Annotated in this window: 20 protein-coding genes and 1 tRNA gene; 10 read left to right on the top strand and 11 right to left on the bottom strand. The window is 42.6% G+C overall.

Features of this window, described 5'->3' with window-relative positions; genetic code table 11:
• The first annotated feature begins 287 nt into the window (after window positions 1-287).
• Entirely contained in the window at window positions 288-797 is a 510-nt protein-coding gene (locus KAH81_07105) for a transposase (GenBank protein MCK5833421.1), read from the top strand.
• Between the two features lie 377 nt (window positions 798-1,174).
• Here the strand turns inward: KAH81_07105 and KAH81_07110 are convergent.
• The 9 genes from KAH81_07110 to KAH81_07150 all read right to left on the bottom strand — a co-directional run bounded on the left by KAH81_07110 (window position 1,175) and on the right by KAH81_07150 (window position 8,663).
• A tRNA-Leu gene (locus KAH81_07110) sits at window positions 1,175-1,259 on the bottom strand.
• Between the two features lie 16 nt (window positions 1,260-1,275).
• A complete protein-coding gene (gene secG / locus KAH81_07115; GenBank protein ID MCK5833422.1) occupies window positions 1,276-1,632 on the bottom strand; it encodes a preprotein translocase subunit SecG in 357 nt (118 codons plus the stop codon).
• A 13-nt stretch (window positions 1,633-1,645) separates the two neighbouring features.
• Window positions 1,646-2,371, bottom strand: a complete 726-nt coding sequence (locus KAH81_07120) for a triose-phosphate isomerase (protein MCK5833423.1) — start codon at window positions 2,369-2,371, stop codon at window positions 1,646-1,648.
• A gap of 34 nt (window positions 2,372-2,405) precedes the next feature.
• On the bottom strand, window positions 2,406-3,629 hold the full coding sequence (locus tag KAH81_07125; protein ID MCK5833424.1) for a phosphoglycerate kinase: 1,224 nt from the start codon (window positions 3,627-3,629) through the stop codon (window positions 2,406-2,408).
• A gap of 11 nt (window positions 3,630-3,640) precedes the next feature.
• The gene (gap, locus tag KAH81_07130) at window positions 3,641-4,633 is read right to left on the bottom strand and encodes a type I glyceraldehyde-3-phosphate dehydrogenase (protein ID MCK5833425.1); all 993 of its coding nucleotides are present in this window, start codon (window positions 4,631-4,633) and stop codon (window positions 3,641-3,643) included.
• Between the two features lie 10 nt (window positions 4,634-4,643).
• A complete protein-coding gene (locus KAH81_07135; protein MCK5833426.1) occupies window positions 4,644-5,228 on the bottom strand; it encodes a hypothetical protein in 585 nt (194 codons plus the stop codon).
• Between the two features lie 4 nt (window positions 5,229-5,232).
• On the bottom strand, window positions 5,233-6,291 hold the full coding sequence (locus tag KAH81_07140; protein ID MCK5833427.1) for an ATP-dependent 6-phosphofructokinase: 1,059 nt from the start codon (window positions 6,289-6,291) through the stop codon (window positions 5,233-5,235).
• A 329-nt stretch (window positions 6,292-6,620) separates the two neighbouring features.
• Window positions 6,621-7,547, bottom strand: coding sequence for a hypothetical protein (locus KAH81_07145; GenBank protein MCK5833428.1), 927 nt, complete (start codon window positions 7,545-7,547; stop codon window positions 6,621-6,623).
• A gap of 87 nt (window positions 7,548-7,634) precedes the next feature.
• A complete protein-coding gene (locus KAH81_07150) occupies window positions 7,635-8,663 on the bottom strand; it encodes a DUF2278 family protein (protein ID MCK5833429.1) in 1,029 nt (342 codons plus the stop codon).
• Window positions 8,664-8,867: 204 nt separating this feature from the next.
• On the opposite strand from KAH81_07150, the gene KAH81_07155 reads away from it, so the two are divergent.
• The 4 genes from KAH81_07155 to KAH81_07170 all read left to right on the top strand — a co-directional run bounded on the left by KAH81_07155 (window position 8,868) and on the right by KAH81_07170 (window position 13,499).
• The gene (locus KAH81_07155; protein ID MCK5833430.1) at window positions 8,868-10,094 is read left to right on the top strand and encodes a hypothetical protein; all 1,227 of its coding nucleotides are present in this window, start codon (window positions 8,868-8,870) and stop codon (window positions 10,092-10,094) included.
• 5 nt (window positions 10,095-10,099) lie between these two features.
• Window positions 10,100-11,575: an amidohydrolase family protein gene (locus KAH81_07160; GenBank protein ID MCK5833431.1), complete on the top strand. Its 1,476-nt coding sequence runs from the start codon at window positions 10,100-10,102 to the stop codon at window positions 11,573-11,575.
• On the top strand, window positions 11,568-12,158 hold the full coding sequence (purN, locus tag KAH81_07165; protein ID MCK5833432.1) for a phosphoribosylglycinamide formyltransferase: 591 nt from the start codon (window positions 11,568-11,570) through the stop codon (window positions 12,156-12,158). Before KAH81_07160 ends, purN begins: the two co-directional genes overlap by 8 nt.
• A 69-nt stretch (window positions 12,159-12,227) precedes the next feature.
• A complete protein-coding gene (locus KAH81_07170; GenBank protein ID MCK5833433.1) occupies window positions 12,228-13,499 on the top strand; it encodes a hypothetical protein in 1,272 nt (423 codons plus the stop codon).
• Between the two features lie 93 nt (window positions 13,500-13,592).
• On the opposite strand, the gene glmS is transcribed toward KAH81_07170, so the two are convergent.
• The gene (glmS, locus tag KAH81_07175) at window positions 13,593-15,440 is read right to left on the bottom strand and encodes a glutamine--fructose-6-phosphate transaminase (isomerizing) (GenBank protein ID MCK5833434.1); all 1,848 of its coding nucleotides are present in this window, start codon (window positions 15,438-15,440) and stop codon (window positions 13,593-13,595) included.
• A gap of 51 nt (window positions 15,441-15,491) precedes the next feature.
• Window positions 15,492-16,814: a phosphoglucosamine mutase gene (glmM, locus tag KAH81_07180; GenBank protein ID MCK5833435.1), complete on the bottom strand. Its 1,323-nt coding sequence runs from the start codon at window positions 16,812-16,814 to the stop codon at window positions 15,492-15,494.
• Window positions 16,815-16,973: 159 nt separating this feature from the next.
• Between glmM and KAH81_07185 the strand changes: the two genes are divergently transcribed.
• The 5 genes from KAH81_07185 to KAH81_07205 form a co-directional block, all read left to right on the top strand.
• A complete protein-coding gene (locus KAH81_07185) occupies window positions 16,974-17,498 on the top strand; it encodes an OmpH family outer membrane protein (GenBank protein MCK5833436.1) in 525 nt (174 codons plus the stop codon).
• Window positions 17,498-18,511 carry a UDP-3-O-(3-hydroxymyristoyl)glucosamine N-acyltransferase gene (gene lpxD, locus KAH81_07190; GenBank protein MCK5833437.1) on the top strand — a complete coding sequence of 338 codons (1,014 nt, stop codon included), beginning with the start codon at window positions 17,498-17,500 and terminating at the stop codon, window positions 18,509-18,511. The genes KAH81_07185 and lpxD overlap by 1 nt, the downstream gene beginning before the upstream one ends.
• Window positions 18,512-18,546: 35 nt before the next feature.
• Window positions 18,547-20,103 (top strand): hypothetical protein, encoded by a 1,557-nt coding sequence (locus KAH81_07195; protein ID MCK5833438.1) that lies wholly within the window; start codon window positions 18,547-18,549, stop codon window positions 20,101-20,103.
• Window positions 20,104-20,213: 110 nt separating this feature from the next.
• The gene (locus KAH81_07200) at window positions 20,214-20,993 is read left to right on the top strand and encodes an MBL fold metallo-hydrolase (protein MCK5833439.1); all 780 of its coding nucleotides are present in this window, start codon (window positions 20,214-20,216) and stop codon (window positions 20,991-20,993) included.
• Between the two features lies 1 nt (window position 20,994).
• On the top strand, window positions 20,995-21,648 hold a 654-nt coding region (locus tag KAH81_07205; GenBank protein MCK5833440.1), incomplete at its 3' end, for a hypothetical protein.

The raw sequence follows: 21,648 nt of genomic DNA on the forward strand, positions 1-21,648 counted from the left end.
ACAAACGGACTCGGCTAACACCGATCCAACGACAAGAGATTTATGACGCTCATTTCAAGAAGAACAGAAGAGTCTGCGACCTTGCACAAGATTATCATTTTTCGAGGCTCACAGTTTACAAGATATTAGAGCGAGGCCGTCAGAACGATTTTTCGATACATAAGAGCACAAATGCTCGGTTTCGCTGTCTTAAATACGGAATAAGGCGACTCGAGAAAGTCGAGAGAGCAATCGAGGAACGCCTTAAACGACAGGCAAAGCGCTATAACAAAGATTATCCGGGGCAGATGATTCATGGAGACACAAAAAGGCTTCCCCTCATCGAAGGCCAGAAAGCAAAGGAAAAAAGAGAATATCTTTTCGTTGCAATCGACGACTTCTCCCGGGAACTGTTTGCCGCTATATTGCCGGATAAAACCCAGCACTCGGCAGCGAATTTTCTTGAACAAGTTGTGGACGAGTGTGCTTATACCGCAGAACTGTATTACACCGACAATGGCAGAGAATACAAAGGAAACCCAAATCATCACGAGTTCATGGTAACATGCAAAGAACATAAGATAGAGCAAGGGTTTACGCGGGTAAGAACGCCCAGGACAAACAGAAAAGCCGAAAGAGTTATACGAACAATTATGGAGCAATGGCATGATAAAACTCGATTTAACTCATCCGCACACAGAATCAATGAACTCAAGCGTTATCTCAACTATTATAACTCGGTAAAACCACATAAAGGTATCGGGGGGTTTACTCCAATGGAAAAACTAATCGAGTATTTTTATCCCGATAAACTGTAAATAACCCTGGGAATTCTAACACCTAATATGTGCAATAATTTCAATATATCGACGGGCAGTCCTTGCTTTATGCCGGGCTCTCACCGTATCTTCGAAATGATTAAGTAACTCGGATACTTGCATCGATTTTTTAACGTATTTACCCAGTAGTAGGTCTTTTTCTTTTTCTAACCTTAGTTTCTTAGCTATAGCCACCAAGCCCGTTGCAGTCGATTTTTGTATTCTCTTTCCATCTTGATATCAGCTAAGATACCAAAACTTCCCCCTTTTATACTTTGATACCATGAGACCTCCTGTGTCAAATTGGTGACATAGCGTTTGTCTGTCTTTCCTATAATAAGAAAAATCAATGACTTACGCCATTGATTTTATACTTATGCCGAGAGCGGGACTTGAACCCGCACAGGCTAAATGCCCACATGGCCCTCAACCATGCGTGTCTACCATTTCCACCACCTCGGCGATATACTCAACTCGTTTATTGACCCGCTTCGGGTATCCCTTGGGGTAATTGCCCCGGAGGCGCAGTAGAAGGCATTCCGCTGGAGGCGGGTCTCTTCTTTGCCTCGGTCGTAATTACGCTATCGGGTCTGGTGCTAGATGGCCTGGTACCAACGATATTAATCGCTAGAGTAAGGACAACGAATACTATAGCAAGCGCAGTGGTAATTTTAGCGAGCAGATCGCTAGCACCACGGCCGCCAAAAACCGAACCAGCGCTCATTGTTCCGCCTAAAGCTCCGGCCAAACCACCGCCGCGACCTGATTGCAACAAAATCGAAACAACAAGGGCTATCGCGACCAAAAGATGAAATATTACAACAACATAAACCATTTTCTTACCATCATTAAATTTTTAACGCTTCGTTTATTATATCGCCGAAACTTTTAGATTCAAGACTTGCGCCTCCAATAAGCGCGCCATCGATATCCTTTTTTTCAAGTATCGCATAGACATTATCGGGTTTAACACTACCACCATATAGGATGCGACAATCATCGCCCGATTTACCGTATTTCTCAGACATCCAGAGCCGGATAAAAGCATGAGTTTCTTGTGCCTGCTCAGGTGTAGCTACAAGCCCAGTCCCTATTGCCCATACCGGTTCATATGCTAAAACCAGGTTTTGGCCAAATTCGATAGACACTCCATCGAGTGAAGCGGAAAGCTGGTTTTTCAGAACTCGATTAGTTTCCCCCGATTCTCTCTGTTCGAGGGTTTCTCCAATACAAAGAACAGGTATCAATCTCGATTTCATTGCCTTTTTAACCTTAGCGCATATGAAAGAATCCTTTTCTCCGAAGATATGTCGTCGTTCGGAGTGACCTAAAATAACCATCTCAGCACCGCATGTCAAGACCATTTTTGCAGATATTTCTCCAGTGAATGCGCCAGCAACTTCGGGATGAATATTTTGTGCTCCTACTACGATCGGGCAGTATCGCATAATCGAAGCAATTTTCTCGATAAATGGTGCCGGAGGAAAAACTGCAATATCAATTTTTTTGGCCGCAGATGAGTATTCAACAATAGAAGCTGCAAGCTCAGTTGCCGACTGCAGGGTTAAGTTCATTTTCCAATTGCCAGCAATGAAAAGGCGTCTTTTTTTATCCAATGTTTTTCCTTTCGGTTAAAACCTCGATGGCTGGTAATGGTTTACCTTCGAGAACTTTAAGCGAAGCTCCACCGCCAGTCGAGATATGAGTGACTCTGTCTTCCATCCCGTATTTCCTTGCCGCCGATGTTGTATCGCCACCTCCCAAAACTACAGTAGCGCCGTTTTCATATCGTTCGGCTAGTGATTTAAATATCTCGCGTGTGCCATGAGAGAATTTATCGACCTCGAACGCTCCCAGGGGGCCGTTCATAATAATTGTTTGTGCGCTTTCGAGTTGTTTCTTAAATCTAGCGATTGTATCAGGGCCGATGTCAGCTATAGTGAGATCTTCTGGTATGCTATCGTAAGAAGCAACTACCTTAGTTCCCTCCATACTAATTTTGTTGGAAACGATAGCATCGAGTGGTAAAAGAAGCTTACCGGAATTTGGTATCATCGAACCGGCTTTTTCGAGAATCTGGTGAGCGACGTCTATTTTGTCATGTTCGCAGAAAGATGAACCGGACATTACACCGAGGCTCTCGAAAAATGTGCAAGCCATAGGACCACCGATGAGTATCTCATCGCAACGGTCGAGAAGATATTCAACCATACCCAATTTGGAGGAGACTTTGATTCCTCCGATTATTGCAATAAATGGGCGCTTTGGGTTTGCAACGAGTCCCTCAAGCATCTCCATCTCACGAAGAACAAGATAGCCCAGCGCCGAAACAGGAACGAATTTGGCAACTGCCACCATGCTGGCATGTTTGCGATGAGTTGTTGCGAAGGCATCATCGATATATATATCTGCATCGCCAGCTAATTTCTGCGCAAAGACTTCATCGTTTTCCTCCTCGCCGGGATAGAACCTCAAATTCTCGAGTAAAATAACATCGCCGGGTTGAGCGGAAGCCCTCACTTCTTTGACCTTGAGACCAATGCAATCGTCAACAAATTTTACTTTGAGCCCAATAAGTTCACTTAGTCTTTCGGCTACTGGTCGAAGGCTTAAATCGGAGTTCCTACGGCCCTTGGGTCTGCCACAATGCGACAAAAGAAATACGATTCCGCCATCATCGATTATCTTGCGGATTGTCGGAAGTGTAGCTCTTATCCTGCCGTCGTCCTGAATAATCCCATTTTCGAGAGGGACATTATAATCCACTCTGATCAGAACACGCTTTCCCTTGCACGAGAGGTCTTCGATAGTGAGCTTGCTTAAGTATGACATTTTGCCCCTTTCTACAACATCATCTTTATCATATCCACTGCTCGGTTTGAGAATCCCCATTCATTATCATACCATGATAGGACTTTTATGAATGTTCCCCCCATAACCTTAGTATCCATCGGTGAAAAAATGCTGCTATACGAATCCCCTATGATATCGCTGGAAACAACCGGGTCTTCACAATATTTGACTACACCCTTCATCGAGCTATCTGCATATTGTTTAACCTTAGCATTAATCTCCTCCACTGTAGTGGTTTTTTCGATTCTGCAGGTTAAATCGACGAGAGAACCATCGGCTACAGGCACACGAACCGCCATTCCATCGAGCTTTCCCTCCATATCTGGTATAACAAGGCTAAGTGCTTTTGCTGCACCCGTCGTTGTTGGGATAATATTCTGCGCGGCGGTTCTGGCACGCCTTAAATCCTTATGCGGAAGGTCGAGTATTCGCTGGTCGTTAGTGTATGCGTGGATGGTAGTCATTAGACCGCTGATAATTCTGAACTCGTCATGAAGTATCTTAACGATAGGCGCGAGGCAATTGGTCGTGCAGCTTCCGATTGAAACAATGTGATGTTTATCTTTATTGTAATCATCAAAATTAACGCCTTTCACGAAGGTGCCGTCGAGTGGCGTCTTGCCCGGTGCGGAAACGAGGACTTTCTTAGCGCCGGCTTCGATATGCCATCCGGCCTTCTCGCGAGTGCGAAATATGCCGGTCGATTCGAGCACGATATCGATGTTCTCCTCTTTCCATGGTAGGGCTTTGGGGTCTCTTTCCGCAGATACTAAAATTTTCTTTCCGTCAATAAAAATAGCGTTATCTTCGCTCTTAACCTCATGGTTCCAGACACCGTAGGTGCTATCATATTTTAGAAGATGCGCAAGAGTTTTTGAGTCGGTAATGTCGTTGATATGCGCGACCTCGATATTCGGGTCGTCCCAGATAATTCTCATTACTTGTCTTCCAATTCTTCCAAAACCATTGATGGCTAATTTCATTTTTCCTCCATTAATTATTTTTAATATCGGCACCACAATAAAATTCGTTGTAGTGTTTTAAGAAATATTTGTAATTCATGCTAAAGATTTTCCTATCGGTTTCCCATCGACGCATTTCTATCTGAATATCATCGGTTTCATTATCGAGAATGTAACCGGTTAAATAGGCGACTGGCTGCATATTGGGGCCTATCATCGATTTCATCTCGCGAATATATTTATTATAATCATCGGGAATAGCACTCATATATCTCTTTTGATGCTGGACTTCGACGGCGTTGTTCCGATCATCGAAGTAATCCTCCGGCCCGACTAAATATACATCGTAACCGCAACGAACGCTTATCAGGGCCATTTCGGAGGTTGCATCCCATTCGGGATAATCCCCGACAATTGCTTCTCCAACTATCTTAACGATACTTTCGATTAAATCTTTCCCCGAATCGATATCGATTTCCTCGAATTCCTGATAAACAGCGAACACTGCGATTTTGTTATATTGTGAGGGCGTATAGTCCTCGGGGATTTGCGAACAGGAAAGTCCGAGAAGCGACGCCAAAACAACGATGAATGTCAAGTAGGTAGTTTTCCTCAAAGTTTTACTCCCTGAAAAGGTCTTTAATGTCCAAAAGGCTATTAAAAACCTTCTTTATCTTTTTAATTTCGTCTGTCATTTTGATGGTTACAATATCCGTGCCGCGCAGTGCAACCATAACGCCCGATTTATTTTCGGCAATTGCGTTTGTGGCAGCAACTCCGAATCTTGTCGAAAGAACTCTATCGAAAGCACTTGGATTTCCACCGCGTTGAAGATGTCCAAGGACTACATGACGGCTTTCCCAATCGATTTTATCCTCGATTTCATCCGCAAGAATTTTTCCAATTCCTCCGAGATGGATATGGCCGAACTCGTCGCGTTCGGCATCTCCAATGAAAAGCGAACCGTCGACGTCGTTTTCTATCTCAAGTTTAGCACCCTCGCTAACTGCGATAATTGCATATTCTTTACCATCTTCGCGCATTTTTTTAAGCGGTTCGAACAAATCTTTATCCAAATCAAAAGGTATCTCTGGAACTAGTATTATATCGGCGCTTCCCGCAAGACCGGATTCCATTGTTATCCAACCGGCGTGGCGACCCATAATTTCGACTACTATAACGCGATTGTGGCTTTGTGCGGTTGTATGAAGACGGTCGATTGCCTCGGTGGCGATATTTAAAGCGGTATCGAAACCGAAGGTGACGTCTGTCCCGGTAAGGTCATTATCAATTGTCTTAGGCACACCGACTACATTGAAGCTATTATCGAGCTTCCATAGACTATACGCGGCGCCGAGTGTGTCTTCACCGCCTATTGCGATAATAGCATCGAGACCGAGTTTATGGAAATTATCGATAGCCATTCGCGCTTCAGCTTCATTGCTAGCGGGATTTGTTCGACTTGTGCGAAGTATTGTTCCGCCTATAGGAAGAATATTGCTCACATCTTTGATTGAAAGCGGTTGTGTAATTTTTTCAAGGAGCCCCTTCCACCCGAATTTTAGACCGACGAACTCCATATCGTGATTACGAATTCCCGAATATACCGCCCCTCGAATGACCCCGTTCAAACCGGGACAATCGCCTCCACCTGTCAAGATTCCTATTTTTTTATTCATTCAATCCTCCATCTATTCATTTAATCTATGTAACATAAAAATATAATAAAAATAAGTCAAGACAAGAAAATGTGTTTTATTTTAAGTCTCAAAGCAAGGGCTTAAAAATTATTATTCACGACACGATTTTACAGATCATGACCTCGGCGAAATAAACTACCCGCGCTTATCGAGCGACCACGCTATCCAAGCAGTGAATAAAATATATTAAAAGCATATTAATGTGATATTTCAGGAGGGATGGTTCCCAACGCTACCGAATAAACAAAGAAAAGCCTCCGTGATTCAACGCGGAGGCTCTGGCTCTAAAAATCTGGCGAAAGAGAGGATTACTTAGCTAGAATAAGAATAGCGCTTTTTGAAACGCCGGCAAATGACGTTTTTGCGAAATAAATGCCTGCGGGCATAGCTTCTCCAGATACATCGGTGCCATTCCAATAGCTTCCACCTTCGATTGTGTTAATGAGTCTTCCGTTCATGTCGAATATATCGACATAGGATGGAGCGTCGATTTTGCAGGAAGGGTTGAATGGATTAGGTGTCACAGAAATAGCGTAATCCTGTGGTTTAACTGTTTCGATAATGTCGGTTCCAAGATTAATATCCATACCGGATTCGGATAAACCTCCTCCGCCGACAACTACCATCTCTCCGAAAGGTCCATCATAAAAGGCCGACAGTTCGCCGATGTCGAGTGTGCTGTTGCCGTTGATATCAGCGAAAGCCTCGAGTTTTTTTGGCCCGGAAGGAATGTCGAAGAGAGTATAATCGGCGACGCCTACGCAAAAAGTCTCTTCAAGCTCTGCTACACCACCAGAGAATTCATTATATGCATCATAAATATTGATGCATAAGTCACCCGGATCGCCGCCGTAGGTAATGGTTCCAGCGATGTTGGCAGAGGGGGCGAGGGTAACATCCACTCCACTGGCCGAGCCATCGGTCAGAGTAACTACGCTTGAATGCATTCCTGCGGGATTACCGCTAGCTGGCGTCATATCAACAAGCATAAGTGCTATGCACCAGTAGTTAACATCATTCATGAGTGTGTCAGCAGTAATGGTGTATTCACCCGGAACCGAAAGAGAGGTTGCCGGAAGTGTCATAAGATCGATAGTTGTGTTGCCTTCATCAATACATCCAACAACTATCATCCCTGTTTCGGTTCCTGAATAGGTTACTGTTCCGCTAACAGAACCACCAAAAACCGTTCCTACCGCCAAAGCAGTCGCGATAATAAAAGTTAGATTTTTCATGTGCCCTCCATTTAATTTTGGGTTAAAAAATTTCTAATAATCTAATATTTTGTTTTTATTTTTGCAAGGACAAAAATTCGTTGGCAATTAAAACCTTAAAGTCCAGCGTTTTTGCTTGATATCTTCGCGATTATAATATACGCCATGCACCTTTAATCCACGATTATCAAGTAAAGTGATAATCCCACCAAGGCTTGAAAGAACAGTGCTATTCCCCGATAGCTTAATTGTTAAAAACTGCCCCGGCTTGATAATGGTTTTGGTGATTACCTCTTTATTCATAAGCAGATCCGCAATGGAGAAACCATCTAGATCGACAGGTTTATCAGTCACATTAAGCAAGGTTACTTTTTGTTCAACAGGTTTGTTTCCGTCGAAATGAAGAGTTGCCCCCATGATATATACTTCAGGAATGTCCGGTATCTCAGGATCATCGTAACTTTCAGGAATAGGTAGGGGTTCAGGGCCTATTGGAAATCCAGTTGCGTCGTCGGTATGTCTGGACTGTGATTGGAACACAACAAAAACAGCTGTCCAAAGGTTATCCTTGGGATAATAAAAGAACAGCGCGCCATCCTGCCATACACCATTCTCCCTACTCCATTTGACATAACTTCCTTGGTTTTGATGCACATTCTGGATTGTTTTACTCGGGTCGAATCCAAAAAATCTATCTTTGGTTTCTCCAGGGCCGTGAATTTCTCCGAAAACATAAACAAGAGCATCTTTATCTTCCATAGCTGAAAGGACACAGTTGTCCATTATATTATTGAAACCGCCGCCAGGGCCTATTCTTCCCTGAGGGAGTTTAATAAGTTCATCCATCTTAAAAGGATTAAGCCGAATATAATCTATAGCGCCACTGCTTGGAGTTTTATCCAGATTAGTAAACCCCATTTTATATCTTCCCAATCTACTCGTTAATGGGTGATTAAAATTATCGATAACCCTATATCTTATATTTGATGGATAGGCCTCCGATTTGACAGTAATTTGAACCCTAAATTCGTTTTTGCCGTCAGAAACATGCATATGGTAATATGGGCTTAAACCGGTTCTGCAGGGAAGTCGATTAACAGCATATCCTTTAAAAACTCCATAGTTTTCAAGTGGCATAATTCCTCCTGAGTATTTGCTTTGTTATATCTCAAAGATAATTCATTTTTTTAAAAACGCAACGATATAAAAAGAAATAAGAGTAATTATAGCATATATTTGTATTTTATTGTTGACGGTATTTAGAGTATTGTCGGTTATAATTAACATTAATTTAGATATTCTGTTTGACTTGTTCTCGAAGAAATTATAAATTTAGTTCTAATGAGAACTATTATTAAATTATTGTTGTTGCTTCTGGTTTCTGTCCCACTTTCAGGAATCAACCTTAAAGCCGGTGTAGGATATTCCGCGTTATCCCAAAAATATGTTCTTTTTGAGGAGGATACACTATCGACCTCCAACGAGGGAAAGCTGTTTTTAGAAGGGAACGTCGGAAGTCAATACGGCAAACCCGGGATTCGTGCTAATTGGTTGCTATCTGGGGGGACTTCAAGTTTTTTGGGGCGCGGCTGGTGCAGATGGAAGCGCTTTTTTAATGAAGATCTCTCACTTATCACCGAGTTATCATCGGATTTTAGAAAACCTTATGAGAAGGCTACCTCTGTTGGTTATTTTAAAGGATCTGGGTTTGCTAAAATCAAGCGTGATTGGGATGAAACATCAATTGCTGCAAAAATCGCCTATGAGAATAAAGTTTATTCAGGTGAATCGTCATATTCCTACGATTATTCACTTTCTCGTTTTCGCTTTGATGTTGTAAACCCCTTCTTTGGAAACGATGAATTGGATATTGGATACCAATTCGCTTTCAGATTTGCTCCGGATACTATCAAGGCAAATTACATTAGAAACAATTTCTATATCACATGGGATAAATTTTGGGATTCCGACTATATCCGAGCCGATGTCGAAGCCGAGAGACGAGTTTACAATCGAAGTGACCTCTATGGTAATAACTGGCACGTTAATGGATATTTGAGTCCGAGCATTGGAATAAGCAAGAAATTAACATTGTCTCCGCGATTTATTATCGAAGGTTATCGCTATGATTGGGCAAACGAAACCCATCCTAACCGTGAAACTATTGAATTTGCACCGGGTATTGAATGGAACTTTTCCTCTTTTGTAAAGGGCGAGTTGGCACCTAAATACCTTATTAACCATGCGGATAAAGAGGTTACGACGGATAATTATCAGGAGTTTTCCGCCGAGATCGGTGTTGACTGGTTGCAATATAAAAAAATATGGTTTTTTTCTAGGGCTGAGATTGGAAAGAGGATTTATAAATACGAGCCTCCAGAAATATACTCATTGTATTCGGATTTTATGTTCATCGAAGGAAGTATGTATCTTACATGGTGGTTAGTTAAAGGGCTTCGTTTCGATTTGATGGCCAGTTACACTCCTGAATGGCACGATATTCACGATGATGACCTGACTACATTATATTTTTCAACTAATCTTAGATACGAGTTTTTACATAAATAAATATTATGGAGTGTTCTAAATTCTCAAATGCCCAAGCAATATTCATTGATGGGCGTTTCGTAAGCGGTAAAGACCTTCTAATTAGCGATGGGATTATTCATAAAATAACACCACGCGTATATAAAGACAAAGAAAAAATCGGAACAGATGCGGTCTTCGACTTGAAGGGTAAATATATTCTACCTGCTCTTTGGGATGTTCATGTCCATTTTTTCCAAACAGGTATTCGGATGATAGAATTCGACGGAGGGAAGTTTATCACAGAAGAAGACCTTATGGATGGAATGTCCGATTGGCTTTTAGATCACAATATGATAAATGGCTATGGTTATTCGCCATTCGAGGATGGCGAACTGCCAACCCGCAATGTTTTAGATGGAATATCCTTGGATAAACCGATCTTTTTGCGGCGAATTGACGGCCATTCAAGTTGTTTAAATTCTAGAGCGATAGAAATGATGTCCGCTAGGTTGGATGTCGTAGCCGATTTTGACGAAATACATGGTTGGCTTTTCGGTGAAGCGCATATATCCGCAGATAGATATATACTATCCCAAATTCCAAAGGATAAGCTAGTCTTAGCCGCCAAGTCAGTTTCGGAATTCGCCTTGTCCAAAGGTTGCGGAGCCATTGGAGCGCTTGTTCCGAGCGTGGAATGGATGAAGATACTCCTTGAATTGAACATGCCCATCAGGATTTTTCCTCGCCTCGAGACGCTTGATCCGTCAGAAGCCGAGAAACTGGGTCTCACGCGCGTCGGTGGATGTATGCCCATGGTCGATGGTGCTTTAGGAAGCCATTCCGCGTTACTTACAGAACCATATTCGGATAGGCCATTCACTCGCGGTGTTGCGGAGATTACTCAAAAAGACTTGAATATCTGGTTCGAGGCTTCTGGCAGGCTTAATCTATCTACTGCAACCCATGCTATTGGCGATGGTGCAGTCGATATGATATTAAGAGCCGTATCTCGCATGCCCGAGGCTAATAAACCTCCCAAAATTCGTATCGAACACGCGGAATTGCTTCGAGATGACCAGATAGAAGCGATAGCGGAACTCGGAATTTCACTTGCGGTTCAACCAGTTTTCGAAAAGCTTTGGGGTGGTTCCGATAAACTATATGCTCGCCGACTCGGTCCTCGGTGGCGAATGACCAACAGGTATCGCGATCTTCGGTCTGCGGGTATATCAATTGCTGGAAGCTCGGATAGCTATATTACACCCATCGATCCACTCGATGGGATATTTTCGGCAGTTGATCACCCAAATGAAGACCAGCGAATTACCCTTAGTGAGGCGATTTCAATGTTCTGCTCTGAGGCGGCAAAGAGCGAAGGTGTCGAGGATGGATTAGGTTCGATTAATATCGGTCAATCGGCGGATTTCATTGTTCTTTCAAAGATGCCAGAAAAGGGAGATTACAAAATAGAAGCCACTTTAATCGATGGCCGTATAGAATATGGAGAAATAAATGGATAAAATGAGATTGGCAGTTTTTGTTTCGGGAAGCGGTTCTAACCTACAGGCCATAATCGACTCCGTGAGAGATGGAGACCTCGATATAGATATCGGTCTCGTTCTTTCGAACAACGCAAATGCTTTCGGTATTCAAAGAGCTAAAGACGCCGGAATTCCGACTTTATTGATAAATAGCAAGGATTTTGCTTCGAGAGATGAGTTCGTTGAGGCCTTTTTATCCTCTCTTGCTGAATATGGAATTAATTTTATAGCTTTAGCAGGCTATTTAAGGAAAATCCCCTCGGAGCTAATAGAGCGATATAAAGGTAGAATTGTAAATATCCATCCGGGGCCTTTGCCCGAATTTGGCGGTAAGGGCATGTTCGGAATTCATGTTCACGAGGCAGTTCTCAATTCATCCAGAAAAACCACCGAGGTGACGGTTCATTTTGTTACCGAAGGTTATGATGAGGGTGCAATAATCGCGAAGTGCGAAGTTCCTATTTACAAAGATGATACACCTGAAATCCTTCAACAACGGGCACTAAAAGTAGAGCACGAGCTTTATCCGCAGGCGTTAAAGAAATTTATCGAAGGACATTAAATAGGCATATAGCAGATTATTTTAAAGAATGAGCTTTTAAAAACCATATTAATTGATTATTCTTTAATTGTGAGAATATTAAACTCCTTATTATTTTTAGCTGTAACTGCCACGCTTTGTTTGGCTCAAACCCTTTCTATGAGGATAATTTGTAGTATTCCCTCACATATCGATGAGTCATCGGGTATAGAGGTATTAGGGCGAAACCGAATATTATCCTTCAACGATAGTGGGGGAGAGGCTGAGATTTTTATTTTCGATACACTCGGCACAGATTTAGGAACTTTTGTAATCGATGGCGCGACAAACATCGATTGGGAGGATATAACCCGCGACGATGAGTTTATTTTTATTGGAGATTGCGGAAATAACTCCAATACCCGAACCGATTTGTGTATATACAAAACCAATATCCCGGATTCTCTTTGTTCGGCGAATTTATCTTGTTCGTCGATAGATTATTATTATCCTGACCAAACTGCTTTTCCCCCACCCGATAGCGAAAAGAATTTCGATTGTGAGGCATTGGTTTCACATGGCGATTCGCTTTTTCTTTTCACAAAGAATTATAGTTCGCCTTTCACAGGTTATACAAAAAGGTATGCTATTCCGAAGACACCGGGTTCCTTTTCCGCCACGCTTGTCGATAGCTACTATACCGGTGTTCCGATTGCCAGTGGAGGACAGCTGACAGCCGCCGATATTTCCCCTTCTGGCGACAAGCTTGTCTTATTGGCATATCGGTATCTCTGGATTTTTAGGGATTTTTCCGGCTCCGATTTTTTCTTGTGTGATACCTTTGCTTTTACGCTTCCTACTCTTTCGCAAATTGAAGCTGTTTGCTTTGTTTCGGATAGCGAGCTTTATTTAACGGATGAGCTTGTTTGGTTTGGAGGAACGCCCTACGGCGGCAATTTGTATTATGCGAATCTAAACGAGGCGCTTGGTGTATCTGCAAACCCCAAAAAACCAATCGATATTGGCATTACAGCTTATCCTAATCCCTTCAATTCATCTGTGAGAATTGCCATAGATGCACCCGTAGGGGCCGGGTCGGCCAATCCCTATTTAATGGGCGAGGAAACCTTGCACCCAAAAATCGATATATTCGACTTGAACGGTCGATGCGTGGCGGAATTATTCTCTCCATATTCCTTTTGCACTTCCGACTCCCTTGTTAAAGGGATTTCTGAATACGATTCTAACAGTGTTGAAATTCCGCGAGGATCATGGGAGATAATCTGGGCACCGGGAAAAGCTATCGGTTCTGGTATCTATCTCGTGCATTTGCAATTTTATAATGGCTCAACAGCCACGAAAATGGTGGTTTATATAAAATGACCTTTGCATAAACTCTGATTGTTTTTGAGCAAGAGAGATTCGTGAATGATTAGGCAAATTGAATCTATTTTTTAAAGCATAATAAGAAATCTCTTATTCGACCGTGACGGATTTTGCTAGATTCCGCGGTTGGTCGACGTCTGTGCCGCGATCGACGGCCACGTAATATGCAAGAAGCTGCAATGGAACGGCAGCAATCATGGGCATTACAAGAGGATCGGCGGATGGAAGGTAAATAATATTCTGAGCTAGCTCCGCGATTCTCTTATCACCTTCTGTAGCAAGAGCAAGAACCTTTCCACCTCGAGCGCGAACCTCCTCTACATTAGAAATAATCTTATCGTGAAGAGGATCCTCAGTTGCGATAAATACTGCTGGCATATCTTTATCGATAAGGGCGATAGGACCGTGTTTCATCTCCGCAGCGGGATAGCCCTCAGCATGGACATAGCTGATCTCTTTTAGTTTAAGAGCGCCTTCGAGTGCGACGGGATAATTCAAACCTCTTCCAAGATACAGAAAATTGTTATATTTTGAGTATTCTCGAGCGATCTTGCGAATTTCCCCTGTTTTTCTTTCATCGTCGAGAACTTTTTGCACTTTGTTAGGAACGTCCATAAGTTCGCTAACAAGTTCCCTTCCGCGGATGGTCGAGAGACCGTGCATACGCGCCAACAGAAGCGCCACTTCGCTTAAAACCATTAGTTGGCTTGTAAAGGCTTTGGTAGAAGCGACTCCTATCTCGGGGCCGGCATGGATATACACTCCTGCGTTTGTTTCCCTAGCAATGGTCGAACCCACGACATTGACGATACCGAAAACGGGAGCTCCCTGTCTTTTTGCCTCTCGAAGTGCCGCTAGCGTGTCCGCTGTTTCACCGGATTGGCTGATTACGAATAATGCATCGCCATCTCTAATGATTGGCCCTCTATAACGGAATTCCGAAGCGTAATCCACCTCGACCGGGATACGGGCGAGCTCTTCTATAAGATATTCTCCAATAAGAGCTGCATGCCAGCTTGTTCCACAAGCAGTGATAATAATTCGGTCAATATTTCGGAGTAAATCAAAATAGGATTCTAGCCCGTTAAGTCTTGCTGCGCCTTCATCGCTATTCAATCTACCTCGAATTGCGTTCCTTAAGGTATCCGGTTGTTCGCAAATTTCTTTCAGCATGAAATGATCATATCCTCCCTTTTCGATCTCTGATAGGGATAGGGATAGTTTTTCAATTTGTGGTGTTATTTCCTCGGCATCTAAAGTGCTCATCTTTACCGAGTCTGCTTTGATTGTAGCTAATGTTCCTTCGTCGAGATAGATCACTCGGTCGGTATAGCGAATAATTGCTGAAGCATCGGATGCAACTAGATTTTCTCCATCTCCAATTCCAACTAGAAGAGGGCTTCCATGTCTCGCGGCAAATATCTTGTCTGGTTCATCCTCGAAAAGAACTGCTAAGCCATAAGTGCCCTTTACTTCACGAAGCGCTTCTCTAATTGCTTTCCAAAAAGGCAACTGTGAGCCATCACCATAAATATCCTCGATAAGATGTGCGATAACTTCGGTATCTGTTTCTGTGGTGAATTTATGTCCTTTTTCGGTGAGGTATTTCCTAAGTGAACGGTAATTCTCAATTATACCATTATGCACAACGGCTATTTTCCCTGTGCAATCGGTATGAGGATGGGCGTTTTGGTTGTTAGGTTCGCCGTGAGTGGCCCATCGTGTATGGGCAATACCAACGCAGGTTTTATCCTTGAGGTTAGCTGTTTTGCGGGTGAGCATGTCGAGTTTGCCTGCTGATTTGATGGTTTTGAGTTTACCGTTGTAAAGATACGCTATACCCGATGAATCGTAACCACGATATTCAAGTCTTTTAAGGCCGTCGAGTAGGATTGGTATTGCTTCATGTTGACCTATATATCCGATTATACCGCACATGGGAACTCCTTAAAAAAAATTCACTTCAGTATGTCTGCTTTAACGCAACTGCTATGCCAGCGCGGATTTCACAGCAGAGATGAGTTTCTCGCTTTCACTGATTTCCCCTGCTTCGGCGATTATTCTCAATATCGGTTCGGTGTTTGAAGCTCGGACATGCACCCATTTATCGTGCCATGAAAAGCGTATGCCGTCGGAGAGGTCTATTCCTTGGGGATTTAGCTTGCTTTTCAATTTGCCTGAAACGGAATTGTCGAATTGGCCGTCGAAGGGTGTTTTCGTTTTGAGCATGAAGAGTTTAGGAAAACAGGCAATGGCTTCCGAAAGGGCTTTATCTTGACGAGCTAGATGGTTGAGTATCACAGCCGCTGCGAGAATAGCATCACGTCCGGGATGGCATTCAGGAACAATAAGTCCGCCATTACCCTCACCGCCGCATGGGGAATCTATCTCGAGCATCTTCTTAGCGACATTTATTTCGCCGACAGGCATTCTAATAACTGGCTGATCTAAGGATTCTACCATAGCACTTGTGGATAGGTTAATTACAACAGGGCCAGGTTTGAAATGTAACACTTCAGCTACGCCAAGCGCAAGAGTGTATTCTTCGCCGATAGCGTGACCTAGATCATCGACCAAGGCGAGACGGTCGGCATCAGGATCGGTAGCAAATCCAATATCGGCGGAATTGGAGATAACAGCCTTCTCGAGGGCAGTTAAATTCTCGGGAATTGGCTCGGCGCCATGGCGGAAAAAACCATCGGGCTTACAGTTAAGCTCTATAATGTTACAATTCAATTTCACAAGAAGTGGAAGCAATGCGATTGCCCCTGTGCCGCCATTAGCATCGACAACGACCTTAAAACGCCTTTTGCGAATGCTCTGGATATCTATATAGGGTAAACCCAATACTCTATCTATATGTTTTTCTACAGGGTGTTTACCCTCCACTATTTCTCCTATCGAATCGAATTTCACCCATGCAGGTTGTTTTTTTATATGAGATTGTAAATCTGTGAATGCAAGAGAGTCGAGGAAAAGTCCTCCTTTTCCAAGAAATTTAAGAGCATTCCATTCCGATGGGTTGTGGCTTGCGGTTATTATTATTCCCCCTGCGGCATCAATTTCATCAACATACACTTCTACGGTAGGCGTGGCCTGAATTCCTATATCGACAACTTCTCTGCCTGCAAGTTGAAGCGTTCCGCATACTAATCTAGATATCGCATCCCCACTCGTCCTGCTGTCTCTACCAACTACAATTTTACCCGGCTCGAGTATTTCGGCAAAGGCCGAACAGTAATTCAAGAGAATCTCTGGGTTCAACCCACGACCGACAATCCCTCTGACTCCACTAATACTTTCCTTTAACATTCGAATCTCCCTATTTATGGTATATTGTTTGCATAAAAAAATGCTTCGAACTATAATTGTCAAGCACTGTTTCGAAGGAAAAAATTAAAAGCTTGTCGAAAATGTTATTTAGATTATATTTATGCAATTTTAAAACCAAAACCGCCGAAAGGGGAAAAAATGAAATTAAGAACTATCATGCTTTGCTCTATTTTGATGCTATCGACCTTCATCGGAGCAGCAGATTTTAAAATGGGTTATATTAATTCAGATAGAATTCGCACGGATTTCGATGAGTTTATCGATGCTCAAGCTCAATTCGATAAGGATGTTACAGTATGGGAGGCCGATGCTGGCAAATTCGAGAAGGAAATCATCGATATGCAATCTGAGTTAGAACAACAATCGCTTCTTTTATCTGAGGACAAAAAGCGTGAACGCCAAATGCTTATTTCACAGAAGCAGAAAGAGTATCAGCAATTTCTTTCTGATATTTTTGGAACCGGTGGCAGGGCGGAAAAGAGAAACGCCGAACTTACAACTCCTCTTCTAGATAAGATCAACAAGTCAATCATAGATATAGCCGAAAGCCAAGGTTACGACCTTGTTCTGGATGTTGCTGGCGGCAATATTGCATACATAGACGAGAATCTCGATATTACCGATATGCTTCTCGAAGAGCTCGAGGCTGGAACAAGCGAATAATGCGTGCAAGCGAAATCGCAAAGTTTTTAGACAGCGAATTTATAGGCCCCGGTGACCCGGATATTTCTTCGATTGGATCGATAAATTCTGCCTCTTCGCGGGATATTGTTTTTCTGCATAATCCATCGTATAGAAAGTGGCTTACTGAAACGAAGGCTGGATGTGTTGTGCTTAAAAAGGAGAATATTCCTATTGAGCGCAATTATGCAGTGATTGTATCGACCGACCCGCATCGAAGTATGGCCGAGTGTGTCGATATTCTTTATCCCGAACGACTACCAAAACCTCAAATCAATTCCGAAGCGAGGATTCATGCTTCGGCGCGGGTAGCTGAAGGGGTTTACATCGGCCCATTCACTGCTATCGGTGCAGATTCCGTTATTGAAGAGGGGTGTGTTATTGGAGATGGAGTATCTATAGGCCAAGATGTTATAATTGGACCAAAGAGCATGATCTATGCAGGTGTCAAGATATATTCAAAAACTGAGATCGGTGAGAAATGCATAATCCATGCCGGAACAGTTCTTGGCTCAGATGGTTTCGGCTTTGCGCCTACACCCGAGGGTATTCTTAAAGTAAGGCAAGTGGGTAAGCTTATTATTGAGGACAGTGTAGAGATTGGCGCGAATTGCACCGTCGATAGAGGAAGTTTTGGTGAAACCCGTATTGGTAAGGGAAGCAAGATCGACAATCTTGTTCAGATTGCGCATAACTGCATTATTGGCAAGTATTGTCTTATTGCTGCTCAATCGGGATTTGCAGGAAGCACTTCATTGGGTGATCGGGTTATGGTTGCCGGTCAGGTCGGCTTTGCTGGCCATCAAAAAATTGGTGACGATTCACTTTTTTATGCAAAAAGTGGAATAACCGGCGATGTTCCGGCCGGGAGTAGATATTTCGGTATTCCTGCTAAAAATAGCATAGAAGCTCACCGAGAGAGTGTTTATGTATCTCAACTAAATGGGCTTTTTAAGCGGGTTAAAGAGCTTGAGAAAAAGCTTAAAGAGATATAGCTTAATAAATTGATAGTAAAAGAGATAGGTAGTATATGAAAAGCCAAAATGTTCTCCGTGTTTTTCCTTTTATTTTAGTAGCTTCAATTTTATTTGGCCAACCAAATTCTTCGGCCGATTTCGGGCACCGCACAAATGCAATGGGCGGAATCTATTCAGTTCTCGATGGAGAAGGAAACGCTATCGATATATTCGATGTTTCTAACGGAACAAATTTCTCCGCAAGCCATTTCAATGAGGGATTAAATGTGCCGATCGAATGGCAACAGAAATATGGTGGAGCTGATAGATACGCCATGGATGTTGCCTTCCGTAATCTCGAATATCGTGGCCCAGACGATGACCATGGCAATAAAAGATCCTGGTATTGGGTAGATGGTGTTTCGAGGATAATGGTAGATAAGGGATTTGAGAACGGCTTTTCTATGCGTATAAATTTTAATGGAGGTTATCAAACTATCCGTAAATCATGGCAGGATGGCTATGCTCCTTGGCCCAATGAGATACGACATAGTTATTCAGCTGCAACATTGAATTGGGATGACATCGCCAAGCGTGCCACTACAACGGGGGCTGGTTCTATAGATCCCTTGGGTGAATTTTACGCTTCCTATCATATTCCGATAGGTTTATCGTTATCTTTCGGTGGTGGGTATTCTTTTACCGAGTTTGAGGATATGTATTATGCAAATGGCTGGAAGACATCATTGAAGGGCAACGTCGCAGCGAACAGGCTTCTTTTTGGTGCGAGATGGACATATCCCGATTTTAGTGACTATTTTGCTCTTGGATTAAACTATGGAATTATTAACGGAAAAGTGAATAACGAAAAAGATGAAGATTATTTAGCTTATGAAGATAGCGACAATTTGTTTGGGTTTCAAGCCGAGTTTGGTTATCCAGAATATTTAAAGGGGGCTTTAGGATATCAGCATAAAGCGATGGAAGAAGACTATTATACCTCCGATTCTGACACTCTAGCCGATGAATCAAAGGATGACTATTCTAGTGTAGATTTTAGGTTAAGAATACTTGGCGACGGCCTCGATGTTCCGGTGGTTCTTGGAGTTGATTTGGCGAACTGGAAAACGAACGGTGAATCGGATAATGTCGAATTAGAGATCGCCGAAAATACAACTGCTTTTGGTATCTCTACAGAACCAGTCGAGGATATGCTTACATTTGCTGCTCAATATGAGATGATGACTCGCGATTATCGATCGCTAACAGATGATGTAGAAGGCTCTCTCGAGTCGAGCAGAATATCTTTTGGAACAGAGGTTTATCCCACTCATGTATTCGGGGTTCGATTAGGTTTCGAAATTCTAGAAGTAATTCCCGATTCTTCATACGATGATATTTTTTATGGTTATATTTTCCCCTATGTTGGTCCTTATGGGCGCTTCCATTTTGTTCCCGATATAGAAAAGGGAAATGCCATAACCGGTGGTTTTGTTTTCAGGTTGGATGATGACAGATTTCTTATTGAACTTTCAGCGCGCCATTATTTTGCTGATGAACCGGAAATCTATAAAGAAAACGGCCCTAACTGTGATGAGGCATACTTTGGGTTAACATATTATCTCAAGTAAAAAGGAATAGTCTTATAATATTCAAAAGGATTATAAAAACTGCGATAATCATATCTATAGCCTTTTTCGGGTGCGACAGAGCTGTCAATCCAAAACCTCCGATAAACGATTTGGATTTTACTGTTCGGTTTATTTATGTTGGGCAGGCTGATGCAACACTCATAACAACTCCGAGTGGGAAAACAATGCTGTTCGATATGGCAACAGGGGGCGGAGCTGTCAATTATATTATACCACTTTTAGATTCTCTTAATATCGATAAGATTGATTTGGTTATAGCCAGTCATATGCACGGTGATCATATTGGTGGTGTCGATGATGTTCTCGATGAGATACCTCTTTTCGGATATTGCTACGACCATGGAGGATATTATTCAACCTTGGATTATGACAATTACATTGCAGCAGTTGGAAGCCAACGACGGACGCTTCATATTGGTGATACTTTAAGCCTAGATGGTAGCGTTCAGATTGTTTGTTATGCATCTGGGGCGGAGGGCATGGTGCCAATAGGCGAGAACGAGAAATCCATAGCCGTTATTATCTCGTATAAAGGTTGGGATCTATTTCTTGGTGGCGATTTAACAGGCACCGACGACGATAACCAGATAGACGTTGAGAGTCAAATTGCGACTTCTCTTAGACCTGTAGAATTTTATCAATCAGACCACCATGGAAGCAGATATTGCAATAATGAGACTATTCTTGCGACGCTGCAGCCTGAGCACTCTGTTATTAGTTGCGGAATAGGTAATAGCTACGGATTTCCACCTTTTGAGACCATCTCCCGCCTTGAAATCTGGGGTGAAATTTATCGCACCGACATGAGTGGCACAATAACTGTGACTGTTATCGATTCGGCAGACTTTGAAATCGAAACACAGTATTGATATGAAAACTATATTACTTATTGCTTTATTCCTTATTTTGATAGCCGTCTCCTGTGATAATCCGGTTGATCCAAATAACAATCCTCCAGATGAGATTGAAAATGCTATTTGGCCCTTCCATGAGGGCAGTTTTTGGGAATACGATGTTTGGGAGATTGTGTCCGGTGAGGAGTATAATTATTTCGAGAAATATCGAGTTGTGGATATTTTTGCCCACAACGAAAAAAGAGTAGCGGAGATAGAGTTTTCCAAATACACCGAGGATACAGTTTTTGCGGCATTTACATTTTGGTGGGGTAACACGACATCCGGACTTTATGAATATGCCCCGTTCGATGAGAGCTTCTCGGCATTTGACTTACCTAGGCTCCTGTTTAAATATCCTGCAGAGGATATGGACTCTTTTCTGACCTATTCCTGGGATTTCGCCAATCCATTTACCATGTTTTATTTCGATATGGGTATTCCAATAGTATCTGTTCCGGCGGGTGATTTCGAGGCATGTGTAGGCTACCAATTATACTATCAGACCGGTCATGAACCTCCGATTGATAACTACTATTATTTCAAACCGGACACCGGTTATATTAGCTATGAAAAATACGAGGCCGGAAGCCCAAGCAAGACAAGATTGCTTAAGGATTTTCTCATTTCA

This window comes from bacterium (assembly GCA_023145965.1).
Lineage (GTDB): Bacteria > UBP14 > UBA6098 > UBA6098 > UBA6098 > UBA6098.

Bases quoted from the DNA above. Each gene is read 5' to 3' on its own strand.
- KAH81_07105 (MCK5833421.1), top strand. From the start codon at position 288: ATGATTCATGGAGACACAAAAAGGCTTCCCCTCATCGAAGGCCAGAAA.
- secG (MCK5833422.1), bottom strand. From the start codon at position 1,632: ATGGTTTATGTTGTTGTAATATTTCATCTTTTGGTCGCGATAGCCCTT.
- KAH81_07120 (MCK5833423.1), bottom strand. From the start codon at position 2,371: ATGAACTTAACCCTGCAGTCGGCAACTGAGCTTGCAGCTTCTATTGTT.
- KAH81_07125 (MCK5833424.1), bottom strand. From the start codon at position 3,629: ATGTCATACTTAAGCAAGCTCACTATCGAAGACCTCTCGTGCAAGGGA.
- gap (MCK5833425.1), bottom strand. From the start codon at position 4,633: ATGAAATTAGCCATCAATGGTTTTGGAAGAATTGGAAGACAAGTAATG.
- KAH81_07140 (MCK5833427.1), bottom strand. From the start codon at position 6,291: ATGAATAAAAAAATAGGAATCTTGACAGGTGGAGGCGATTGTCCCGGT.
- KAH81_07145 (MCK5833428.1), bottom strand. From the start codon at position 7,547: ATGAAAAATCTAACTTTTATTATCGCGACTGCTTTGGCGGTAGGAACG.
- KAH81_07150 (MCK5833429.1), bottom strand. From the start codon at position 8,663: ATGCCACTTGAAAACTATGGAGTTTTTAAAGGATATGCTGTTAATCGA.
- KAH81_07155 (MCK5833430.1), top strand. From the start codon at position 8,868: ATGAGAACTATTATTAAATTATTGTTGTTGCTTCTGGTTTCTGTCCCA.
- KAH81_07160 (MCK5833431.1), top strand. From the start codon at position 10,100: ATGGAGTGTTCTAAATTCTCAAATGCCCAAGCAATATTCATTGATGGG.
- purN (MCK5833432.1), top strand. From the start codon at position 11,568: ATGGATAAAATGAGATTGGCAGTTTTTGTTTCGGGAAGCGGTTCTAAC.
- glmS (MCK5833434.1), bottom strand. From the start codon at position 15,440: ATGTGCGGTATAATCGGATATATAGGTCAACATGAAGCAATACCAATC.
- glmM (MCK5833435.1), bottom strand. From the start codon at position 16,814: ATGTTAAAGGAAAGTATTAGTGGAGTCAGAGGGATTGTCGGTCGTGGG.
- KAH81_07185 (MCK5833436.1), top strand. From the start codon at position 16,974: ATGAAATTAAGAACTATCATGCTTTGCTCTATTTTGATGCTATCGACC.
- lpxD (MCK5833437.1), top strand. From the start codon at position 17,498: ATGCGTGCAAGCGAAATCGCAAAGTTTTTAGACAGCGAATTTATAGGC.
- KAH81_07195 (MCK5833438.1), top strand. From the start codon at position 18,547: ATGAAAAGCCAAAATGTTCTCCGTGTTTTTCCTTTTATTTTAGTAGCT.